A 22,335-nucleotide genomic window follows, 5' to 3' on the forward strand; every position below is an offset into this window, starting at 1 on the left:
TAAGCAATGCAAAAAGGAGCTCCAAAGTTACTCATGTTGATTATGAGAGTGACTATATTCCTAACTTTGACTGTGATTGTACTCGGTGCTTACACTCGTTTGTCTGATGCCGGTCTTGGCTGTCCCGACTGGCCTGGTTGTTATGGAAAGATCACGGTGCCTTCTGATGTATTGGCGGTGACTGAAGCGAATCTGCAATTTCCAGAACGAGCTCTCGAAGCAGACAAAGCTTGGATAGAGATGATCCATCGCTACTTTGCAGGAACATTAGGGCTGCTTATCTTTGTCGTTGTTGCTTGGTGTATTAAAAAGAATATAACAACTGCTGGTCTGCCGTTACTTATTTCTGCAACCGTGATATTTCAGGCTTTGCTTGGAATGTGGACGGTGACTCTCAAGTTGATGCCCGTTGTGGTTATGGCGCATTTGATGGGGGGCTTCACGTTGCTGTCACTGTTGTGTTTGCTCTACTGTCGTTTGTCTCAATTCCAAAGCCGTTTTGGAGAGGTTGCCTATTCTTCACCACTTAAAATTTCGGCACTATTCGGATTACTCATTGTAGTCGGGCAGATACTGCTAGGTGGCTGGACATCGTCAAACTATGCCGCTTTGGTGTGTACCCAATTGCCGATTTGTGAAGGTAACTGGATGAGCTACCTCGACTTCAAAAATGCGTTCGATTTTGCTCAACATGGACACGATAACTATGAGTTTGGTGTGTTGGAATATCCCGCGAGGCTTACCATCCATGTCATGCACAGGTTCGGGGCTATTGTGGCGACGTTAACGGTGCTGATGATCGTGTTCCAGCTATGGAAATTTGGCCAAGCGCCTCACCAAAAGCTGAGCGTGATTGTCGCAATAGTCTTGTTTACTCAAATCGGCCTTGGGATCAGTAATGTATGGTTTCATCTGCCAATTTTAGTTGCGGTTTTGCATAACCTAGTCGCAGCGATGTTGCTCATCAGCATGGTTGTAACCAATTTTGTCGTGTGGCAACGCAAACCGAGTGAGATCTTGGTGAAGAACAGCGTATTACAAGGAGGTAATCATGGTCAGTAGAACGTCAACACAGTATGAAGTGGTGGCTCAAGACGCAGCCTTAACTCATAAGATAGCAACCAACAATGACACAGCTTTAAGTAACAAAATTGCTACAAAAAACAAAGCCACTTGGAAAGTCTATTTAACGCTGACCAAACCAAAAGTGGTGGCTTTGATGTTGCTTACAGCACTGGTTGGGATGTGTTTAGCGGTACCCAATGGATTGCCCTTACAACAAACTCTGTTCGGAATGATTGGGATAGGGCTGATGGCAGGTTCGGCAGCTGCATTCAACCACTTGATCGATAAAAAGATTGATGGGCAAATGACTCGAACAAACCGACGTCCTTTGCCATCGGGTGAACTGAGCAGTGTGCACGTGTTCAGCTTTGCTGCTGGTATCGGCTTACTTGGCTTTGTCACGTTAGTGGTGTGGGTCAATCAACTGACCGCTTGGTTAACCTTTGCAAGCTTATTGGGTTATGCCGTGATTTATACCATGTACTTGAAACGAGCAACGCCGCAAAACATCGTGATAGCAGGCATCGCTGGCGCTATGCCCCCTTTATTAGGTTGGACGGCAGTAACTAATGAATTGCATTCAAATGCTTGGTTGTTGGTGATGATCATCTTTATTTGGACGCCTCCGCACTTTTGGGCGTTGGCGATTCATCGTCGTGATGAGTATGCCAAAGTGAATATCCCCATGCTGCCTGTGACTCACGGAATCGAATACACCAAGACTTCTATTTTTCTCTATACCTTGTTGCTTAGCATCGTGTGTATATTGCCGGTATTGGTCGGCATGAGTAGTTGGATATATCTAAGCGCTTCATTGGTGCTCAACGGTGGGTTTGTTTATCATGCTTGGGTACTTAAATATCGTGATGAGCCCAATATGGCGATGAAGACCTTTAAGTTCTCCATTTATCACCTAATGATCTTATTTGTCGCTCTGTTGGCGGATCATTATTTGCTTTGACAGCTTTGCGCTGAACTACATAAGGTTTTCCTTATATCAGACCAAACCTTTGGCTTCCACTAACCTAACTCTGACATGTTATGTATGAAAAACCGGACAATTGATTGACATGAATTATATAAAGGAACCGGTAATGGAATTCACTGAGCAAGATAGAGACGCGTTATATCAAACGTGGATGTCACAAAAATCGCGCATGAGAATTACGCAAATGGAGTTTTCAAAGAAGCTAGGAATGAACCAACTTGATTTCTCAAGAGTGCTAAGAGGGGAAACGGCACTAACCATGTCCTTCATTAGCCATTTCTGCCGCTTACTTCATTTAGAACCTAGAAATGTGTTCCCTTCGTTGAAAGAAGCGAATAATTCAGGGCCTAAAGTAGTCTATCTGAAAAGTCGTATGAGTGTTGATGGTGAGATTCAAAATGCTTACATCGAAGGTAATCAAGTGATAGTAGAGTATGCCCACACTGTTCAGCGAGACTAATTTTAGATCTAGCTCTGAGTTTTAAATCCTTTTTCTACAATATTTTCTCTTAGGGTATGGCATACTTATGTCGAGTGTTAAATTTAACCTAAGTGCGCTATGAACCCTTCAAAACTTCTTGTGCTTGTCGCAACCAGCATTTTCTTGTTTGGTTGTGCAGGCGGTCCGATTATAACCGAAACCAAATTCACCACCTACGAAGACTTTCAGCCTGGTCCTGATAGCGGTGTCGATTTAGTTTGGGCAAGGATTGGACTACGTGACGCCCAACGATTGAAATCCAAATTAAACTCTTATGATTCTGTGGTGATCGACCAAATTTTTGTTCTTGCAGAAGAAGGGACACTAGATCCGGAAGAGATCGAAGAGCTCATTGATCATATGGTGAGCTGTTTGGAGGCGAAGATATCGCCTCATAAAGCGATTGTTGGTGAACCTACGGGTAAAACACTACGTTTAAGTATTGCCTTGAGTAACGTTGAAACCCCAAATCCTATCTTAGCTGTGACAAGTAGTGTTTTGCCATTCGGCCTCGCTATGTCTACGATATCCAAGGTGACAACGGGTGAGCACACCAATGTTGGAAGCGCGAGTGTTGAACTCCTGGTGAGCGATGCACAAGATGGCACACCATTGTTTGCAGCAATAGACCGTGAAGCAGGCAATAAAGATTTTTCGACGATGATTGACTCTTTGGACGATGCCAAAGATGCGATCAACTACTGGATTGAACGTTTAGGTGATACTCTACAGAATATCGACGACGCATAGAAAGAGCACGTAATGCTAGAGAAAGAGAACCTGATTAAGTTAGCTAGAATGCAAATGCCATTTGGCAAATACGCTGGCCGCGCATTGATTGACTTACCTGAAGAATATTTGCTCTGGTTTGATAAGAAAGGCTTCCCGTCTGGCGAGTTGGGCGACTTATTAAAACTGTGCCTTGCTTTGAAAATTGAAGGGCTTGATAGTGTCGTCAAGCCTCTAAAATACCACTTCCCTGAAGATCTATAATTATGGCTGCGTCTAAGCTCTTAAACAAAAGAAAGGTTTAAGGGGGAAGATGCATATTAATGGAAATGCCTTAATCGTTCTTTCAACGAATACAAACGACCTATAGCAAATGAAACTTATCAGGAGCTTGGCAGATATGCATTCAGGAGAGAACACATTAAAAATGAATTGGATCTGGTGTTGATCACCGTTTCTACTATGCACGTAACGCGGATGATTATATTATTCCCCCCCTTTGAACAAGCCCATACATTACCCTATCAACTCTCTACCTAACCATAATCTATTGCAAGTCAATTATTTGTTCAAAATCTAATATAGATCTTGAATCCATATCATGTAAGAAGGCAAACTACGCGTGTAATTATTATAAATACTAGAGTCAACGTCATAATTGGACTCCATAGAAATAAGTAGTAATAGGTATCTGATGCGTTTTTTAACTTGCTTTGCTTTAACTTGTTCTATTCTTTTTTCAGTTCAGAGTTTTGCTGAAGAGATCAAGATTTTCACTTGGGAAGACTATATCTCTGATACCGTGATAGAAAAGTTCGAAAAGCAATATGGACATACCGTATCTCAGGTCTATTTTGAAAGTGAAATGCTGCGAGATGTTGTGGTGTATTCTGGGAAAGCTCTAGCCTACGACTTGTTTATCATTGATGGGCTAACCATTGATGAGCTGGGCAGAGAAGGTATTTTAGGGGATTTGTCCAATGTTCTGGAGGGAGATAATTCATATTTCACCGATATATCTCGCGGAGTATGTGGGTCGTACGGTATTCCATATTCTAACGGTACAATGGGGGTCGCATTTCGCTCTTCAAAGGCTACCGAAGGGATAACCTCTTGGATGGATGTTTTCGATTACGCATTACAGAATCCCCAGACCGTCGTGATCCCCGATGATGATGTGGACACCATAGCAATCGCATTATTGGCGTTAGGGTTTGATCCTATGACCGAAAATGAAGTTGAACTAGCCCAAGCGTACAAACTATTGATGAAGGTCCGTGATCAGCTATTAGTAATGAGAGCCGGTACTGGCTATGCTCTAGATAAAAGATCTGCTTCTAAAATGGAAGTTACCGTTATCTACTCAGGAGAAAAAGAACAAATTGCGTCGTATACAGAGCAAGATGATTGGACCTACACGATTCCTCAAGAAGGAACTCTGATGTGGCATGAATGCTTCAGTGTTCATAAAGAAAAGCCTGTTAGTAAGGCGTCAATTGAGTTTCTCAACTTTATTAATTCACCAGAGATAGCAGCAGTAAATGCCGAGGAGATGTGGTTCGCAAGCTCGAATAGACACGTATTGGATTTCGCAACTGATGAGTATCTGCAAGATGAAGAGTTGTTCCCAATGGCATTAGATAACACTTCATCGTTTACCTATAAAACATTGAGTAAAGAAGCTTCAGATCTGAGAAGTCAAATACTCACTGTTATTCATAACCAAAAATAAAAGACAGAAAATGAAACTGTCGCTAAAGATCAATTATATTTTGCTTCCCGTTATGGTGGTTATCTTCTCCATCGCCGGTGTGTTTTCGTATACCAGTCAAAAAATGCATCTGAATTCGTCGCTATCTGAAAAATTACATAACGAGCTTGGTTATATCTCTCATGACCTTAATGAAGCGTTTAGAGAGTTAGATTTCGCAATTAGAATGAGTCTAGAGAGCTACTATATTCAAAAGTATCTTTTTGAAATATATGATGACACCACTCAGTATTACATGGAGAAAGAGTTAGCGAGGTATATTAATCAGTTGAAGCTCAACCACGGTGCGATCGAAAGCTTTGCTCTGGTGGATATTAATGGCGAAGAGCTTATATACTTTAATACGTCAGATCCATTTAAAAAATACTCTGCTGATACGGTTGTGACGGACCACCTTGCTACGATTAAACAAGCATTAGATTTGAAAGGTGTTGCTCGCGTTAACGCCTCTACTTACAAACTAGACGACGGGGTTGAAGGCCCTGAGTTTTTTATCATAAAGACATTTACACCCGAACAAAGTTTTACTATCCCAACTTTTTCTAAAGGCCAGACGTTACTAACAGCAGTGATTCGCGCTAAAGCGGGACACTATGACGAATTCCAAGAGTCGGTAAAAAGTAAGGTTGGTCCATATGCCCAGCTAATACTTAAACCTAATTCTACCTCGCATTCGCTGACGAACGCAGAACAGATAAAAGAGATTACCCAGCCAGACTATGAATTTGGTTTTCAATTAGTGCATGACTTATGGTCTATTAAAATTTGTCTCCCCCAAGAACAACTCAATGAGTGGTATAAACCCTTTCAGCTTCTTTATGCCGTTATTGTATTGTTAGTCACTGTGGTTAGTTTCTTAATACTAAAATGGCTTATCGTAAAACAGGTTATTAAGCCAGTAGAGAGGCTTAGTGAGCAAGTAGAGTCCGTAAATTATGATGATTTGGTCTACATAGAACGTTCTAAAAGTAACGACGAAGTCTCCATCCTTACTAATAAGTTTATTAACTTGATCACTGAGCTCGATGGATTAGCAAAAAAAGATTCTCTGACGGGCTTACCAAATAGAAAAAAATTCAATCTAGATATCACACGCATAATGAATAACTGCACTAAAACGGATAAAAAGGGCGCGGTTATTTACTTTGATATCGATAACTTTAAACACGTGAATGACAAATATGGGCATCATATAGGGGACCACTTACTCGTCGTGTTTGCAGAGCGCCTCGTCGAGAGCTTTGTTGATTTTGAGTGGGAAACACTAACTATATCTGATGTTGAGTTTGCGAGGTTATCAGGTGATGAGTTTGCCATCATCGTGGGAGGGTTGGACGACTTAAATATACTTACTGAGTTTGCTGATCGAATTCTATCTCTCTTTGAGAGCGGCTTCGAAGTGGATGGGATTCAATTTGATGTTGGTGTTAGTGTGGGTATTTCGGTATACCCTGATGATGCTAAAACGGTCACCAAATTGGTCAACAATGCAGATTCAGCGATGTATAGTTGCAAAAAGATTGCGGGAAAAAATCATTATCAATTCTATTCAAAGGAGATGGATAGGGAGATAAAGCGTCATGCTCAAATCAATGAAGATCTGAAAGAGGCGATTAGAACTAATCAGATGTATCTAACCTATATGCCTGTTTATGATATAGAAAAGGGCAAGATAAAAGGTGCTGAAGTTTTAATACGAACGAACTACGAGGCTTTACGGTCATATGGGCCAGCCGATTTTATACCAATAGCAGAATCGTCAGGCTTAATTAAACATATTGATTATTGGGTTTTAGAGAATGCTCTGCAGAGGCTATCAGTTTGGATACAAGACCTGGACTTCGATGGTACGTTAGCGATTAACTTCTCATCTTGGCAGCTTTCTAATTCCGACTTTGTCAATGTACTTTCTGGAATGCTAATGCGCTATGAAATTCCAGCCCACATGGTCGAAATGGAAATCACTGAAACCTGCTTTATACCTGGAGATAAACAGAACATCGAGAGGCTTAAGGAATTGAAAGAGCTAGGAGTAAAGGTTTCTCTCGACGATTTTGGTACTGGCTATACGGCCTTTAGTCAATTGATAAGTTACCCTATCGATACGCTTAAGATCGACCGTATGTTTGTTAACGCTATTGATTCTGAATCAACAGATAAACAGCTCATCGAAGTGATCATAGAAATGGCCAAAATTTATGATCTCAATATCATTGCAGAAGGCATAGAAACAGCAAGTCAGCTGGATTACGTTCGAAGCAAAGGGTGTCAGGCAGTACAAGGATTTTTACTATCCAAACCTTTAAGAGAAAATGATTTTATCGATGCGTGGAAAAGAGGGTCTTTGCCTGAGTACAGTTAGAGATCCGACACTATAAAATCATACTGGTTTTGAGTTTTGGAATGATACATCGCTTTTCCTGCTTTCTCGGTGACGTTAGGCTGCTCCTTATCAAGCGATGCAGGTCTATTACATACATGCAGAATAGATGCTCTTCCTTCCCTATAAATTACGCAATCGATAGCGTGTAAATAATGTTGTACAGGGTGTTTTAAATATAAAACACAAAAAAAATTGCGTTTATTTTCAATTAGTGATTGAAACTAGAGTTTTTACTAGTTAAGTTACAGGGAACAAGAAGATTAGTGCTGATAGAAAGTTACGTGAGACAACGTACATTCAGCTCAAGGATAGAAAAAAGGAAGAAGTAAGCAATGTTCCAGACTGATGATGTAAGAATTAACAAAGTAAAAGAGTTATTACCACCTGTTGCTGTTTTAGAAAAGTTTCCAGCGACAGAAATTGCTTCTTCTACAACCTTTGAAAGCCGTAAAGCGATTCACAATATTTTAGAAGACAGCGATGATCGCTTACTTGTTATCGTAGGCCCATGTTCTATTCATGACACAGAAGCGGCACTTGAATACGGTAAACGTTTGAAAGTACTGCGTGATGAACTAGGCGATAAGCTTGAAATCGTAATGCGTGTTTACTTTGAAAAACCACGTACAACTGTTGGTTGGAAAGGGCTAATTAATGACCCGTACATGGATGATACATTCAAACTAAACGATGGTCTTCGTTTAGGGCGTAAACTACTGCTTGATCTAACCGATCTTGGCATGCCAACGGCAAGTGAATTCCTAGATATGATTACGCCTCAATATGTGGCTGATCTAATTAGCTGGGGCGCAATTGGCGCACGTACGACTGAATCTCAAGTTCACCGTGAACTAGCTTCTGGTCTGTCTTGTCCAGTTGGTTTTAAGAATGGTACTGATGGCAACATCAAGATCGCAACAGATGCGATTCGTTCGGCAGGTGCTTCTCACCACTTTTTATCAGTGACTAAGTATGGTCATTCAGCTATCGTTGAAACGGCAGGTAACCCTGATTGTCATATCATTCTGCGTGGCGGTAAAGAGCCAAACTACAGTGCTGAGCATGTAGGTAAGATCAAAGCGGAACTGGCGGCGTCTGGTCTACCACAAAAAGTAATGATTGATTTTAGCCACGCAAACAGCTCTAAGCAGTTCAAACGTCAAATGAACGTATCTGACGATGTAAGTGCACAGGTTGCTGGCGGAGACAAAGCAATTTTCGGTGTGATGATTGAGTCTCACCTAGTTGAAGGTCGTCAAGATTTGGTTGATGGCAAGGCGGCAACATACGGTCAGTCTATTACCGATGCTTGTATTGGCTGGGAAGATACTGAAACAGTACTTCGTCAACTAGCAGACGCTGTTGAAGCGCGTCGTAATAAATAGAATAGCCACCGAAAGGTAGCTTAGACATAAAAAGCCCTCATTAGCGAAAACTAATGAGGGCTTTTTATGTGGGTTACACCGCTTAGGTTAGGCTCTAGGTTTGGGGGTTAAGCTCGTTTATACGAGAAAAGACAGTAGCTCTTTTACTTTGTCTGATAATAAAGTTGGATTTTGCTTGGTCTCTACATTGAGACGTATTAATGGCTCTGTATTCGATTGTCTTAAATTGAAGCGCCACGATCCCATATCCATACTAAGACCATCGACGTAATCGATCGAAACGGCGCAGTCTTGGTAGTATGCTAATACCGAAGCTATGACTAGATCTGGGTTGGATACTTTTCGATTTATCTCCCCAGATGACGGGAATTTACTAATACTGACACTAGTCAATTGATAAAGGGACTGTTGAGTTTTCGAGACCAGTTCGATAACTAATAGCCAAGGTATCATTCCTGAATCACAGTAACCAAAATCACGGAAATAATGGTGAGCACTCATTTCTCCGCCATAAATAGCGTTGGTTTGCCGCATTTTTTCTTTTATCAGTGCGTGTCCAGCTTTAACTGCAATAGCGTTTCCATCAAGTTGCTTGGCGACTTCAATCGTGTTCCATGTCATACGCATGTCGTGCAATACGGTTGCGTTACGCTCCTTCATTAAGAATGCTTCAGCTAACAAACCAACAATATAATAACCCTCAATGTAATTGCCTTTTTCGTCAAAGAAAAAACAACGGTCGAAATCGCCATCCCACGCAATTCCTAGATCTGCGGAATGTTCTAAGACTGCATTTCGAGTCGCTGTTTGATTTTCTTTAATCAATGGGTTGGGAATGCCATTTGGGAATTTTCCATCAGGTGTATGTTGAACCTTGATAAAAGTAATAGGGGTATCGAGTGCAGTAAAGCGGTCTTCTAAAGCATCTATTATATGCCCGGCAACGCCGTTTCCTGCGTTCACCACAATTTTCATTGGTAACAGTTTAGAAGGAGCTATATATGAAAGCAGGTGGTCGATATAAGGTTGTAAAGTAGATAGATGTTCAGCATCGGCGTGCTGAGCCACGGTTGGGTTATCGCAAAGGTTAACTAGCTTAGACTCGAGATTGAGAATTCGCTGCTTTATCTCATTCAAACCGCTATGTTTACTGAGCGGACTGGCACCTACGCCTACCAATTTCATTCCGTTGTAATTGATTGGGTTATGGCTGGCTGTGATTTGTATTCCGCCAATCGCTTTTAGGTGACGAGTCGCAAAGTAGACTTCTTCAGTGCCAGTCATACCTAGGTCTATGACGGCTATCCCAGACTCGATTAAGCCTTTGGTCATGGCTTCTTGTAATGAAGGGGACGTTTCTCGGTTATCACGACCAATCACCACTTGAGCTAAGCCATCGAATGATGTCTCAGGTGTCGTGGATAGGGTGTATTCGCCAAATGCCTTGCCGAGCAAATAGGCGAACGGCTCACTGATTTGAGATCCGATGATGCCACGAATATCGTTGTTCTTAAAGCAACTGAGATCTAATGTTGGTTTCATTATGCAGTCGTCACTTTATTCCGTGGTGCTTTTAGATTGATGGTCGTCTAAAACTTCTCGTCCATAGCTGTCTTGATATCGGATGATATCGTCTTCACTCAAGTGACTCCCTGTTTGTACTTCAATCATCTCGAGTGGGAGCCTCCCTGGATTCTCTAGGCTGTGAATATGACCTAAAGGGATGTAAGTGGAGTGATCTTCTTCGATTAAATACGTTTTGTCGTTATTGGTTACTTTTGCAGTACCTGCCACCACCACCCAATGCTCAGCTCTGTGATGATGCCTTTGTAGCGAAAGCTTATGGCCAGGCTTCACGGTAATACGCTTCACTTTGTCGCGCTTTCCTAAATCAACAACATCGTATTTCCCCCAAGGCCTAAATACCTCTCGGTGTTGAAGATGCTCTGTTCGACCAGCTTGGTGGAGTTGGTTTACTATCGATCTAACACCCTGGACTTTGTTCTTATCAGCAACCAGTATGGCGTCTTTGGTTTCTACAATGATAAGGTTATCAACCCCCACAGTCGCCACCAGTTTATTCTCAGAATGAATGTAGTTGTACTGAGAGTCGACGGTTAACACATCACCTTCAATGACGTTGTTATGTTCATCTTTATCGCTTACGTCCCAAATAGCAGACCATGAGCCGATATCATTCCAACCGACGTCCATTGGGATCACTGCAGCGTGTGAAGTTTTTTCCATCACCGCATAATCGATGGAATCGCTTGGGCTATGTTTGAATGCTTCGGCATCGATACGAATAAAGTCGAGGTCGGTATTTTGCTTTGCAAGAGCTCGCTTGCAGGCTGTTAAAATTCTTGGGTGATGTTCGGCTAGTTCTTCAAGATAGCGTGACGCCTTGAACATAAACATGCCGCTGTTCCACAAGTATTGCTCAGAGCTAACGTAACTTTCTGCTGTTGATTTATCTGGTTTTTCAATAAAGCACTCAATGGTATAAGCATGATGGACGGGTTGTTCTGTAGTTTTGTTGTCTGTCGCTGTAGTGCTGTTGTTTGCCTGGTTAATAGAGGAAATAGGCAGACCCTGCTTGATATAACCATAACCTGTCTCAGGGGAGCTAGGAGTAATGCCGAATGTGACCAGTTTGCCTTGTTCGGCATACTCGACACCACGACTCACGGCTTGTTGAAACTCCAATGTTTTAGCGATGTGATGATCGGCAGCCAATACTAACAAGATCGGGTCAGAATCATTTGTTTTGTTATCTGTCGAATTACCTAAAGCTTGTAAGGCTGCTAATGCGATCGCGGGAGCCGTGTTTCTTCCAACGGGTTCCAACAGAATACCACTGTGTTGAAGCTCTGCCGATCGTACTTGTTCGGCAGCGATAAAACGATGTTCTTCATTGCAGATGATGAAAGGGGCATCACAATTAGTATCAACAACAAATTTTTCTAGACCGTGTAAGCGTTGCAGTGTTTGTTGCAACATTGAATGCTCACCAGCAATACTTAGAAATTGCTTGGGGTAGAGTTCGCGAGATAATGGCCAGAGGCGACTACCAGAGCCGCCAGCTAAGATGACAGGTAAAATCATAAAGTGGTAATGAGTTATATAGGACTACTACCACCATGTTATCACGCCTTACACATCTTTTTTATCGACCTTGGCTATCTATTAGTCTCAGGGTGTGAATTACTAAGATCTTGAGAGCGACTAATGTCTTGAGAGCGATCAATGTCTTGAGGGTCAATCTTAAGTGTCTGAGTTGGGAATGCAATATCGGCATCGTGCTTATGAATAATATCTAATACCTGTAACAGCACATCCTGTTTAACTTTGTGGTACCTCACCCAGTTGACGGTTTTTGTAAAAGTGTAAATAAAGAAGTTTAGCGTTGATGGCCCAAATTTATCAAAGTTGACGATGAGTGTTTGCTTGGCATCGATATCTTTGTGGTTTTCAAGCATGGTTTTTACGTCATCAACAATGAGGGCGAGTTTGTCTGCATCTTGATAACGAAGTCCAAAGGTCTCATTGATTCTGCGGTTTAGCATTCTCGATGGGTTCTCTACTACAATACTGCTGAATACTGAGTTTGGAACATAAAGAGGACGCTTATCAAAAGTGCGAATTATCGTCATACGCCAGCCAATGCGTTCTACGGTTCCTTCAATTTGACGGTCGGGAGAGCGTATCCAATCGCCGACTTTAAACGGTCGGTCGAAGTAAATCATCATGCCGCCAAAGAAGTTAGATAGTAGATCTTTCGCAGCCAGACCGACAATTAAACCACCGACACCACCAAAGGTGAGTAAACCAGATAGGCTGAGCCCAAACGCCTGCATGATAGTTAGGCCACCCATCACCATGAAGAACAGCCGAGCGACCTTCGCGATAGCTTGAACTGTGGTTTCATCTCTGTTTTTTTGCTCTAAAACATACGCTTCAGAGTTGCTGATCATCCGTAATGTAAACCATACAAATGTACATATAATCAATATATGCTTAAGTGTTTTTAACCAGTTGATCTCATTACCAAATTGATCTTGAAGGACTAAGCCGATAGAGACAGTTGCAGGCCAACACCAAAGTAACGTGCTGACAGGTGCTTTTAGTGCTTCAAGTAATAGATCATCCCAATGAAATTGGGTCTTCTGAACCAGTAGTTCTAGACGGTTATGGATAAGTCGCCAAGCTACCCAAGCGAAAAAACTCGCAATGGTGATAAATAGAACACTATTTGCCCAATCACTATGGCTCTGGTTGATGTAGGTTTGAACTTGGGTTACGAATTCATTCATTGTGTGTACTGCCGCAGAAATTATGGGTTAGAAATTAGCAGAAATCACTTTTGTTCTCTACCTTTATAAATCAAGCGATTAGCTGACATTTTTATTTATCTATGCATATATAGTCGTTTTTCGGTATGAAGACAATTTAGTCATCGGTTTTCGACGTTAAGTAGCTTTTTAAATGGAGCGGTGAATGAGTGACAAACAATTTGCAGTTATTGGATTAGGGCGCTTTGGTCTGTCTGTGTGTAAGGAGCTTCAAGATTCAGGAGCTCAAGTTCTTGCTGTTGATATTGATGAAGAGAAAGTGAAAGAAGCGGCCGCTTTTGTGTCGCAGGGGATTGTTGCTAACTGTGCCAATGAAGAGACTGTGGTTGAGCTTAGATTGGACGACTATGACATGGTCATGGTCTCTATCGGGGCGGATGTTAACTCTAGTATTCTAGCGACACTGGTCGTCAAAGAAGCTGGGGCTAAAACGGTTTGGGTTAAGGCCAATGATAAGTTTCACGGCAAGATTCTCTCTAAGATTGGTGCCGATCATATCATTATGCCAGAGCGAGATATGGGAATACGTGTTGCCCGAAAAATGTTAGACAAACGCGTGCTTGAGTTTATCGACCTGGGCAGTGGACTAGCGATGACAGAAATCGTAATCGGTCATAAATTCTTAGGCAAACGACTTTGCGATTTAAGTCTGTGTAAAGAAACTGATGTACAAGTCTTGGGCTTTAAGCGTGGCCCGAACTTAACCAAAGCGCCATCGTTAGACATCAGTTTGGAAATTGGTGATGTGGTCATTATTGCGGGACCTAAGACGCTGTTGGCTCATAAACTCAAAAACTTATCGTAAGGTGAGTCTATGAATTCGTTAAATCGAAGAGGGCTGTTTTACGCTTTAGAGCAAGATGAAAAGCGCAAGAAAGGTTCTGAACCTAAGGTTATCCTGACGAGCTTTCTCGCGGTGCTTATTCCTTCGGCGATACTACTTACGTTACCTGTTTTCTCTGTGACAGGGCTCAGCTTTACAGATGCACTGTTTACAGCGACGTCAGCGATCAGTGTGACAGGTTTAGGTGTGGTTGATACTGGTGAGCATTTCACTCTATCTGGAAAGATCTTGTTGATGTTTTTGATGCAAGTTGGTGGGTTGGGGCAGATGACGCTGTCTGCGGTATTGCTCTACATGTTTGGTGTTCGGCTAAGTTTGAAACAACAAGCGTTAGCGAAAGAAGCGCTTGGGCAAGATCGTAAGATAAACCTTCGGAAATTGGTGAAGAAGATCATCATTTTTGCATTGGTTGCAGAGTTTATTGGTTTTGTGTTGCTCTGTTTTCGTTGGATTCCTGAAATGGGCTGGACAACGGGAAGTTTTTACGCACTTTTCCATGCGATATCCGCATTCAATAACGCTGGTTTTGCTCTGTTTTCAGACAGTATGATGAGCTTTGTTGACGATCCATTGGTGATCTTCACTCTGGCTGGTCTATTTATTTTTGGTGGTTTAGGTTTTACGGTCGTTGGTGACTTATCTAGTAACTGGCGCAAGGGTTTCAAGCATTTACATTTGCATACCAAGATAATGCTAACGGCGACTCCTACCCTATTGTTAGTTGGTACTGTGTTGTTTTGGTTACTGGAGAGAAGTAACCCTGCAACGATGGAAGGTTTGTCTATCCAAGGTCAGTGGTTAGCGGCGTTTTTCCAGTCTGCGAGTGCACGTACTGCTGGGTTCAATAGTGTCGATTTGTCTCAGTACACTCAGCCCGCATTGTTGGTGATGATAGTACTGATGTTGATAGGTGCAGGCTCTACCTCAACAGGGGGTGGGATTAAGGTCTCGACCTTTGCTGTGGCATTTGTCGCGACGTGGACGTTCCTGCGTCAGAAAAAGCATGTAGTGATGTTCAAACGCACGGTAACTTGGCAAGTGGTAACAAAGTCTTTGGCCATTATTGTGGTCAGCGGAGCGCTATTAACGACCGCGATGTTTTTGTTAATGCTGACTGAAAAGGCGGCGTTTGATCGAGTGATGTTCGAAGTGATCTCTGCTTTTGCTACGGTTGGGTTGACGGCAGGGTTAACGGCTAATCTTTCTGAACCGGGAAAATACATTATGATTGTAGTGATGGTGATTGGACGGATTGGACCTTTGACTTTGGCCTACATGTTAGCTCGCCCAGAGCCTTCTTTGTTGAAATACCCAGAAGATACGGTGTTAACAGGTTAAGTTTGTGGGTTTTACGGTAACTAAAACAAAGCCAGCGATATGCTGGCTTTGATGTTTAATATCTAGCTTTATTTATTAGCTATTAGCCCTCGAATAGTTCTACATATTCTTCGTAGCCTTCGTCTGCCAGTTTGTCCGCTGGGATAAAGCGCATGGCGGCTGAGTTCATACAGTATCGTAGACCCGTTGGCTTTGGACCATCTTTAAATACATGTCCTAGGTGAGAATCACCAAACTTACTGCGAACCTCTGTTCTTGGGTAAAGCAGTTTGTAGTCAGTGGTGGTTACGACATATGCTTCACTGATTGGTTGAGTAAAGCTCGGCCAACCTGTACCAGACTTGTATTTGTCTTTTGAAGAGAATAGCGGCTCACCCGTTACAATATCGACATAAATACCTTCCTGCTTGTTATCCCAGTATTTGTTATCAAACGGACGCTCTGTTGCATCATCCTGTGTCACATCGTACTGCAGTGAGGTTAGCGTTGCTTTAATCTCTGCATCAGACGGCTTAACGTAGGTCTTAGTATTGGTTGTCGTATTTTTGCTGTCTATGAGCTGACGGATAGTTTTCGGGTTTTCTTTTCTATCTTCACCGAAGATCTTATCTAGATACTGATCACGACCCGATGCATAGCGGTAGTAGTTGTAACGAACTTTGCTCTTCTTGTAATAATCTTGGTGATAATCTTCTGCTGGCCAAAATTTTTCAAATTTAATCAGTTCGGTTTTCAATGGCTCTCCAAAGATCTGAGCTTTGTCGATTTCCATCATGAAATTCTGAGCTACGTCTTTTTGCTCTTGGCTACGATAGAAAATAGCAGGTCGATATTGTGGACCTCTATCGACAAATGATCCTTTGTCATCAGTTGGGTCTATGTGTCTGAAGAATTGGTCAAGTACCTGCTCGTAGCTAACGACATCAGGATTATAAGTCACATTAATCACTTCGATGTGCCCTGACTTACCGGATGAGACTTGCTTGTAGGTTGGATTCTCTAATTCGCCACCAGAATATCCAGAGATAACGTCAGTTACGCCTGGTAGTTTTTCTAGATCAGATTCTGTACACCAAAAACAACCTCCGGCCAGTGTTGCTATTTCATTTTTTCCCGAATTGGCCGTTTTATCCATTGTATTGGCAGTGCCAGCTTGGCTCACAAATAGCGAAATCAGTGGCAGGGCAACCACGAGTGATACCAATATTTTAGATAATTTATTCATAAATACCTCATCTTGACGTTCTTTCATCCGATTTTGAATGTACGTATAGAGACAGGTTTTGGATGGAAAAAATTACATCATTTACAAAAAAATATGCCATAGAGAAAATCTTGCTCCTAAATGCCGCCAGTAGTAGGGTGTAGGCATTGATATAAAACACTAGATAATGATGACGTTTGTACATCTAAGGAACAACATGCAAGCAGAAGTTAAATGGGTCGAAGACTTTAAATTCTTGGGTAAGTCTCAATCAGGGCACTCTGTGGTGATGGATGGAAGTGGCGGTGCTACGGCGCCAAGCCCTATGGAAATGGTATTAATGGCCGCAGGTGGTTGTAGCTCTGTTGATGTGGTTGATGGTTTGAAATCTGCAGGTCAGAACATCACAGGTTGTAACGCAAAACTAACAACGACACGTCGTGAAACCGCACCAAAAATCTTTACCGTAATTAATATTCATTTTGAAGTGTCTGGTGATAATCTTACTCCTGAGCTTGTCGCTAAGGTATGTGCAGATTCGTTAGAAAAGTACTGTTCAGTGTGCCTAATGCTGGGTGAGGGCGTAGAAATGACCCACAGTTGGGAAATCGTCTAGTCTTCTGATTGTACCGTTTTGGCGTGAGGCTGATTTTTACGGCTTACAGCTTACGGTTTATGGGCAAAGGCAGATAAAGAAAAGGGCAGAGCACTTTCAAGTACTCTGCCCTTATTATTGCAATTAAGGTAGAGTGCTATTACTCAGCAGCTTCTACGATAACTTCTTCTACTTGTACTTCTTGCTGGTATTCAAAAGCAGGGATAGTTGCGTCAACACGGCGGTTTTGAGCGCGGCCTTCTGCAGTATCGTTTGATGCAATAGGATTCTCTTCACCTTGGCCAGACGCTGAAATGCGGTCTGATTCAATGCCTTGCTCTTCGATGTATGCAGCTACAGCAGCAGCACGTTTCTTAGAGATCATCATGTTGTATTCTGCTGAACCTGTTGAATCGGTGTGACCAACAACATCAACTGATGATTGTGGGTGAGCTTTAAGTACTTCAACGATTGGCATTAGAGCAATTTTTCCGTCGGTAGACAGTTCAGTGCTGTTTGTTTCAAACATACCTTGAGAGAAGCTTTCAGTTTGCGCTTTAGTAACAACTACCGTTGTTTTCTCTTCCACAACAACTGCAGGCTCTGTGATTGGCTCAGATGGTGCTTGTGTTACAGCAACGGCAGAAGCTGCTGCTGCAGCCGCTGATGCCGTTGTGTTGCCTGTACCGAAATTGTAGCTAACACCAACAGACAGTAGGTTTGAGTTCAGATCTTGAACATAGTTGTCGTCGAAATCATCGAAGTATTGGTATTCAGCACGCACCGCCCAATTAGAAGACAGCTGCTTCTCTAGGCCGATACCAGCAGCGAAAACAACATCATCTTCACCACCGTGAGAAATGTAAGCAGGACCCGCTTTGAAGAATACGTCAAACTCTTGCTGTACCGGTAGGCGGTACATTGGAGTTAAGGAAATTGCGATCAAAGGATCGCTAAACGATGATGTAGTGCCATTCTTCGAAAAGCTAGTTTTGTAATCACCTAAGAAATCAGAACTCAACTCAATGCCAAGTCTTTCTGTGAAATTATAACCAGAGTAGATACCAGCACCAATTGCATCATCATCACATTTAGTACCGCTTACACACGCGCTGTCTAACCAGCCTAGGCCGACTTTTGCACCAACATAAGTGGTTGCAGCAATTGAAGGAGCAGCAGCTAAGCCTGAAGCGGCAACAACAGCACACATGATTTTTGACAGTCTTTTCATAATCTTATCCTTGGATTAACTATTATTGTTATCTGAACTTGCCAGTAAAACGATCACTTATTAGTTGATGACACTGCTTATAATAAGTAAATCAAGGCGTTGGTCCAGCTGGATCTATTTTTTACTTAGTACTTATATTGTTAATCTGATTGCGTATCGTAGTCAATGAAATTGTTAAAAATTATATATTTAAAGTGCTATTTACTGTTTTATTTGTCAATAGTATGTTGTCTCAAATGTTGGAAATGAAGAAACCTCGTGCCATTGTTCGGTTCTCGAGGTTTAATTTTTACTTTTTGTGTGTATTTACTGCTCGTGTTTTATAAATTTTATGGGCGTTCGCCGGCGAGTAAACGCTTCTCTATATCGGCAATTGCACCAGGTAAGTCTGTAATAGTATCAATCAGGTAGTGAGGGTTTGATTTGTTTAGCTTCAAGCTCGCTTTTTCACGTGCCAATGCAAGTGTTGCTTCGTCTGCGTCTAAGTATTCTTGGTACGTCAATCCAGCCTCGTTACCTGATAGTACAAGGCCTACTGTCCACATACCTGCATTGTGACCTTCATCGATCCCCGGTGCAGCGTCGTCTACTTTCACACATGCAGCAACGCTAGTTACACCTAGATCAATGACGTTTTTAAGCGCCATGAATGGAGCCGGACGGCCACCTTGCGGTAAGTCATCCGTTGCTACTACATTGTCTGGTTGGTAACCGTAATCTGCAGCAGCAGGAATTAAAACATCCATCACTTCGCGCGGATAACCTGAGCAAGAACCGATTTTTACGTTCTTCTCCTTTAGGTTATTCACAACCTCTATTGCATTCAAGATTGGTTCGGCATGGTCGGCTACTTTTGCTTTCTGAAGAGGCATGAATGCCGCGTAGATCGCATCAACGTCTTCACTGGTCATCGAGCGTCCGAACTGAGCATTCCAACGAGCGTCAACAGCTGGAATTCGACCGACCGCTTGGATATGATCCCATTTGCCGATCCCCATAGGTTCACGCGCTTCTGCTAGGTCTATATCAAAGTCAAAACCTTGTCTGAATGCTTCAACGAAGATGCTTGTTGGAGCAAACGATCCAAAATCAACGATAGTGCCAGCCCAGTCAAAGATAACCGCTTGGATAGGTGATGTAGTGTTCATAATAATGTCCTATTGTGTGTCACTTCCCGCCTGTTTAAAATTCAAAGGTTCAGTCGGGAGGTTACGGGTTGCTTTAGGTTATTGGTTGCTTGAAATTATTGCTTCAAGACGTGCTTTAAAAGGTGATTCAAAGGTATTCAAAGTCTTTGCAGACTTTTGCTATCGCTTTTTCGAATACAGACATCGCGACTTCTAGTTCGCTGCGGCTGATGATCAATGGTGGGCTCAATTGAATCACGTTACCTTGTGACACCTTGAAGCTCAGACCATCGTTTAGACATTGGTAAAGTACTGCTTCCGCTTCATCGAACGCTCGGGTTTTGGTGATATGATCTGTGACCAATTCCACCCCCCAGAGCAGGCCGATGCCGCGAACGTCACCAATGACTGGGTACTTCTCTTTCATTTGAAGCAGCTGTTCACGTACGAATTCGCTGTCCGCTTGTACTTTTTCAAGTAGGTTTTCTTGTTCAATTACTTCCATGGTTGCGAGTGCTGCCGCGCAGCCAATAGGGCTTTTCTCATGGGTGTAATGACCCAGTGAGACTTGCGCTGCCGTGTTGTATTTATCTTTGGTGACCATGGCTGCAATTGGAACCAAGCCGCCGCCAAAACCTTTACCGATACAAAGAATGTCAGGTTCGATATCAAAAGCTTGGTGTGTAAACCATTCGCCACTGCGACCCATGCCGTTTGGAATGTCGTCGATGATCAACATGACGTTATGCTTATCGCAGATCTCACGGATGCGCTTCCAGTAAGCTTTGCTTGGTACTTGAACATCGGTGTTACGCACTGCTTCGGCAATGAAGGCACCAATGCCACCTTCTTTTTCAATCACATACTCAAGGAAATCGGCGTAGTGCACATCACATGCGGTCTCGTTCGCATCGCCTGGGTTTTGCCCGCGAAGCGAAAAAGCACCACGATAAGAGACCGCTGGTGGGATACGTTCTACGCCAGCCATTAACGGGCCCATACCTTTACGAAAACAGGCTTCACCACCCACTGAAATTGCATCGAGTGACGCACCATGGAATGAGTCCCACAATGAAACGACTTTGAAGTTGTTGGTGACATGTCGAGCCAGTTTGAGTGCCATACCAATAACTGAAGTACCACCTGGAGCAAACAACACACGGTTCAATTCACCACCACAGATCTGCGTGAGTTTTTCAGCGCACTGAACGGCTGTTTCATTGGTGAAGCGACGCGGTGAAAACGGTAATGACGCCATTTGTTGAGTCACTTTATTAATGATGTGTGGGTGGCCGTAGCCCAATTGATGAACATTGTTACCGTGAAAGTCCATGTACTTCTTGCCAGTTGCATCTTGTATGTAGATGCCTTCTGCAGCTTCAAGTGTGTCTAGGCAAGGCGTTGACATCGCTTGATGAAGAAACACGTCAGAATCGCGCTTTAACATCGCTTGAGTCGCATCATCGTTTAGCGACTCATTCCACTTTTCACGCGCTGGCGTGGTGTTCACATCGCCTTCACTTCGAAAGTGTGTTGCCTTTAGAACAGGCTCTTGATTGGTCGTCGTCATTATTTGATGTCCCAGTAAATAGCGTTTTTCACTGCGCCAATGAGGGCTTCAATGTCTGACGGGTAAACTTCACCGATGTTACCGATGCGGAAGCAGTCTGCGTTTGAAACCTTGCCCGGATAAATCACAAAACCTTGTTCTTTCAAACGGTCATAGAATTCCTTGAATTGGTAATCGCTATGAGTTGGAGAGTAGAAAGAGGTGATGATTGGCGAATGAAGGTCATCATTTAGCAAAGGTTCAAAGCCAAGAGAACGCATGCCAGCAACCAATGTGGTTTGGTTGGTTTGGTAGCGATTGTGACGAGCTTCGATACCGCCTTCCTGTTCTAGTTCAAGCAGGGCTTGGTAGAAAGCACGTACCGTGTGAGTCGGAGAGGTGAAGCGCCATTTACCATGGTTGCTTTCCATGCAGTGCCATTGGTCAAACAAATCAAGGCTTAATGAGCGAGCTTGGCCTTTACACTTCTCCAGTTCTGACTGCTTGGCAATAACAAAGCCGAATCCAGGTACACCTTGAATACACTTGTTTGCTGAGCTGATCATGTAATCGATACCCAAGTCAGCAATATCCATAGGAATACCGCCAAAGCTCGACATCGCGTCAAGAATGACGGTTTTGTTGTGTTGTTTTGCCAATTTGGCAATCTCTTCAATTGGATTCAGCATGCCTGTGGTGGTCTCACAGTGCACAATCGCCACGTGAGTAATGTCTGAATCCATGGCCAATGCCGTTTCCATTTTGTTCAAGTCAGGCTGTGATGTTTCACCTGGGGAAACGACATGGCATGGAATGTTTAAATATTCTGCGATTTGAGCAATGCGAGCACCATACGCCCCGTTATCGACAACAAGAAGCTTACCGCTGTTAGAGATAACGCTACCGATTGTTGCTTCAACTGAAGCAGTGCCGCTGCCTTGCATTAATACACTTGTATATCCCGCCTGCTTAGTCGCCAAAGTCACAAGCTTGCTACGAATCACTTCAACAACGTCTTTGTTGTATTCATCATCCCAAGTACACCAGTCTTTTAGCATCGCTTGGCGAACGGTTTCAGAAGTAGATAGAGGACCCGGTGTCAGTAGTAGGTATTCGTTTCTCATGTTCAATTCTCGTGATTTGTATTTTGGACTATACCAGTATTTCTGGTTACTTTAACAACCAATTTAAGCAGTCGTAAATAGCCCAAACGTTATTTTAACAAAAGCTTAATATTCAAATTTGTCACTTGTGTTGAGAAATTTTCCGATCTTTAAATTGCCATTTTTTGTT

Annotated in this window: 19 protein-coding genes; 11 read left to right on the top strand and 8 right to left on the bottom strand. The window is 42.7% G+C overall.

The window, feature by feature from the left end; genetic code table 11:
• Nucleotides 1-6 precede the first annotated feature (6 nt).
• The 8 genes from OCW38_RS16435 to aroG all read left to right on the top strand — a co-directional run bounded on the left by OCW38_RS16435 (nucleotide 7) and on the right by aroG (nucleotide 8,802).
• Nucleotides 7-1,062 (top strand): COX15/CtaA family protein, encoded by a 1,056-nt coding sequence (locus tag OCW38_RS16435; protein WP_010428695.1) that lies wholly within the window; start codon nucleotides 7-9, stop codon nucleotides 1,060-1,062.
• Entirely contained in the window at nucleotides 1,052-2,026 is a 975-nt protein-coding gene (gene cyoE / locus OCW38_RS16440; protein ID WP_010428697.1) for a heme o synthase, read from the top strand. The genes OCW38_RS16435 and cyoE overlap by 11 nt, the downstream gene beginning before the upstream one ends.
• Before the next feature lie 133 nt (nucleotides 2,027-2,159).
• Complete coding sequence (locus OCW38_RS16445) at nucleotides 2,160-2,513, top strand: hypothetical protein (protein WP_010428699.1); 354 nt, start codon at nucleotides 2,160-2,162, stop codon at nucleotides 2,511-2,513.
• Between the two features lie 99 nt (nucleotides 2,514-2,612).
• Entirely contained in the window at nucleotides 2,613-3,284 is a 672-nt protein-coding gene (locus tag OCW38_RS16450) for a DUF3313 domain-containing protein (protein WP_016788892.1), read from the top strand.
• Between the two features lie 12 nt (nucleotides 3,285-3,296).
• On the top strand, nucleotides 3,297-3,527 hold the full coding sequence (locus tag OCW38_RS16455; protein WP_010428703.1) for a DUF3820 family protein: 231 nt from the start codon (nucleotides 3,297-3,299) through the stop codon (nucleotides 3,525-3,527).
• Nucleotides 3,528-3,957: 430 nt separating this feature from the next.
• Nucleotides 3,958-4,995, top strand: a complete 1,038-nt coding sequence (locus OCW38_RS16460) for a polyamine ABC transporter substrate-binding protein (protein WP_010428706.1) — start codon at nucleotides 3,958-3,960, stop codon at nucleotides 4,993-4,995.
• Between the two features lie 10 nt (nucleotides 4,996-5,005).
• Nucleotides 5,006-7,396: a putative bifunctional diguanylate cyclase/phosphodiesterase gene (locus OCW38_RS16465; protein WP_102421092.1), complete on the top strand. Its 2,391-nt coding sequence runs from the start codon at nucleotides 5,006-5,008 to the stop codon at nucleotides 7,394-7,396.
• 353 nt (nucleotides 7,397-7,749) lie between these two features.
• Nucleotides 7,750-8,802, top strand: coding sequence for a 3-deoxy-7-phosphoheptulonate synthase AroG (gene aroG / locus OCW38_RS16470; protein ID WP_016767690.1), 1,053 nt, complete (start codon nucleotides 7,750-7,752; stop codon nucleotides 8,800-8,802).
• 117 nt (nucleotides 8,803-8,919) lie between these two features.
• Here the strand turns inward: aroG and OCW38_RS16475 are convergent, their stop codons facing one another.
• From OCW38_RS16475 to OCW38_RS16485, 3 genes are all read right to left on the bottom strand, one after another.
• Nucleotides 8,920-10,344, bottom strand: coding sequence for a phosphohexomutase domain-containing protein (locus OCW38_RS16475; protein ID WP_016789428.1), 1,425 nt, complete (start codon nucleotides 10,342-10,344; stop codon nucleotides 8,920-8,922).
• Between the two features lie 15 nt (nucleotides 10,345-10,359).
• On the bottom strand, nucleotides 10,360-11,907 hold the full coding sequence (locus tag OCW38_RS16480) for a mannose-1-phosphate guanylyltransferase/mannose-6-phosphate isomerase (protein WP_016789429.1): 1,548 nt from the start codon (nucleotides 11,905-11,907) through the stop codon (nucleotides 10,360-10,362).
• A gap of 74 nt (nucleotides 11,908-11,981) precedes the next feature.
• On the bottom strand, nucleotides 11,982-13,115 hold the full coding sequence (locus OCW38_RS16485; RefSeq protein WP_016789430.1) for a mechanosensitive ion channel family protein: 1,134 nt from the start codon (nucleotides 13,113-13,115) through the stop codon (nucleotides 11,982-11,984).
• 184 nt (nucleotides 13,116-13,299) lie between these two features.
• On the opposite strand from OCW38_RS16485, the gene OCW38_RS16490 reads away from it, so the two are divergent.
• The gene (locus tag OCW38_RS16490; protein ID WP_010428726.1) at nucleotides 13,300-13,959 is read left to right on the top strand and encodes a potassium channel family protein; all 660 of its coding nucleotides are present in this window, start codon (nucleotides 13,300-13,302) and stop codon (nucleotides 13,957-13,959) included.
• 9 nt (nucleotides 13,960-13,968) lie between these two features.
• Nucleotides 13,969-15,336 carry a TrkH family potassium uptake protein gene (locus OCW38_RS16495; RefSeq protein WP_010428729.1) on the top strand — a complete coding sequence of 456 codons (1,368 nt, stop codon included), beginning with the start codon at nucleotides 13,969-13,971 and terminating at the stop codon, nucleotides 15,334-15,336.
• An 82-nt stretch (nucleotides 15,337-15,418) separates the two neighbouring features.
• Here the strand turns inward: OCW38_RS16495 and msrB are convergent, their stop codons facing one another.
• Nucleotides 15,419-16,561, bottom strand: a complete 1,143-nt coding sequence (gene msrB / locus OCW38_RS16500; protein WP_022570982.1) for a peptide-methionine (R)-S-oxide reductase MsrB — start codon at nucleotides 16,559-16,561, stop codon at nucleotides 15,419-15,421.
• 196 nt (nucleotides 16,562-16,757) lie between these two features.
• Between msrB and OCW38_RS16505 the strand changes: the two genes are divergently transcribed.
• Nucleotides 16,758-17,156, top strand: a complete 399-nt coding sequence (locus OCW38_RS16505) for an OsmC family protein (RefSeq protein WP_010428733.1) — start codon at nucleotides 16,758-16,760, stop codon at nucleotides 17,154-17,156.
• Between the two features lie 139 nt (nucleotides 17,157-17,295).
• Here the strand turns inward: OCW38_RS16505 and OCW38_RS16510 are convergent, their stop codons facing one another.
• The 4 genes from OCW38_RS16510 to phnW form a co-directional block, all read right to left on the bottom strand.
• Nucleotides 17,296-18,366, bottom strand: coding sequence for an OmpA family protein (locus OCW38_RS16510; protein ID WP_016791788.1), 1,071 nt, complete (start codon nucleotides 18,364-18,366; stop codon nucleotides 17,296-17,298).
• 329 nt (nucleotides 18,367-18,695) lie between these two features.
• On the bottom strand, nucleotides 18,696-19,514 hold the full coding sequence (gene phnX / locus OCW38_RS16515) for a phosphonoacetaldehyde hydrolase (RefSeq protein ID WP_010428750.1): 819 nt from the start codon (nucleotides 19,512-19,514) through the stop codon (nucleotides 18,696-18,698).
• Nucleotides 19,515-19,641: 127 nt separating this feature from the next.
• Nucleotides 19,642-21,063: an aspartate aminotransferase family protein gene (locus OCW38_RS16520; RefSeq protein ID WP_010428752.1), complete on the bottom strand. Its 1,422-nt coding sequence runs from the start codon at nucleotides 21,061-21,063 to the stop codon at nucleotides 19,642-19,644.
• A complete protein-coding gene (gene phnW, locus OCW38_RS16525; protein ID WP_010428755.1) occupies nucleotides 21,063-22,166 on the bottom strand; it encodes a 2-aminoethylphosphonate--pyruvate transaminase in 1,104 nt (367 codons plus the stop codon). The genes OCW38_RS16520 and phnW overlap by 1 nt, the downstream gene beginning before the upstream one ends.
• Nucleotides 22,167-22,335: the final 169 nt, after the last annotated feature.

Source organism: Vibrio cyclitrophicus, from assembly GCF_024347435.1.
GTDB classification, from domain to species: Bacteria; Pseudomonadota; Gammaproteobacteria; order Enterobacterales; family Vibrionaceae; genus Vibrio; species Vibrio cyclitrophicus.